Origin of the sequence: Streptomyces sp. SID14436, from assembly GCF_010548465.1 — a bacterium.
GTDB lineage: Bacteria > Actinomycetota > Actinomycetes > Streptomycetales > Streptomycetaceae > Streptomyces.
Window position 1 is genome coordinate 1 of the sequence record NZ_JAAGMD010000868.1, and the last position, 892, is coordinate 892.

Consider the following 892-nt stretch of genomic DNA (forward strand, 5'->3'; position numbering starts at 1 on the left):
CACGGCGTCGACCGCGCCCACGACGACGGCGGCACGCCGGACGACGGCCGCCCCCACGGCGTCGACCGCGCCCACGACGACGGCGGCACGCCGGACGACGGCCGCCCCCACGGCGTCGACCGCGCCCACGACGACGGCGGCACGCCGGACGACGGCCGCACCCGTGACGACGAACGGATGCCGGAGGACGAGCGGACCCACGACGACGGCCGCACGCACGGCGTCGACCGCGCCCACGACGACGGCCGCACGCCGGACGACGGCCGCGCCCACGGCGTCGACCGCATCCATGACCACGACCGCATCCATGACGACGACCCCCTGATGCTCGCGATCCTCGCCGAGACGCCGCCCGCGGACGCCCGGCGGGACCCGTCGTTCCTGGCGGAGCACGAGGCCGCCCTGGCCGACCTGGGGGTGCTCCGCGAGCAGCTGGCCCTCCTCGGGGACGTGCTCACCGAACCCGTCGACGCCGTCCCCGGCGAGGGCGTCCACGAGGCACCCGCCGACCGCACCGGCCCCACGGGCAGGACTCCCACGGACAGGACTCCCACGGACGGGACTCCCACAGACAGGACTCCCACAGACCGGGCTCCCACGGACCGGGCTCCCACGGACCGGACCCTCACCGACCGGGCTCCCACGGACCGGCCTCACCCCGGAGCACACCCGCCACCCTCTCCACATCGTCCCCGCGGGCACGAAGCACGCGCGTCACGCGGCTCCCGCGGACCAGGCCGCCGCCCCGGTCCCCGTCGCCCCCGGCGGCCCCTCCGGGTCGCCCTGGGGTCGCTCGCCGTGGCCGCCGCCGCGACCTTCGCGGCCGGGCTGGGATGGCTCGTGGTGCAGCCGGGAGCGACCCAGGACGCGTCCAGCGCCGACGCCGGGGTCG

At 78.1% G+C, this 892-nt stretch carries 1 protein-coding gene; it reads right to left on the reverse strand.

The window, feature by feature from the left end; all coding sequences use genetic code 11:
- Positions 1 to 495: hypothetical protein (locus tag G3I53_RS31750; RefSeq protein WP_164439021.1), on the reverse strand; the 495-nt coding region annotated here is incomplete at its 3' end.
- Positions 496 to 892: the final 397 nt, after the last annotated feature.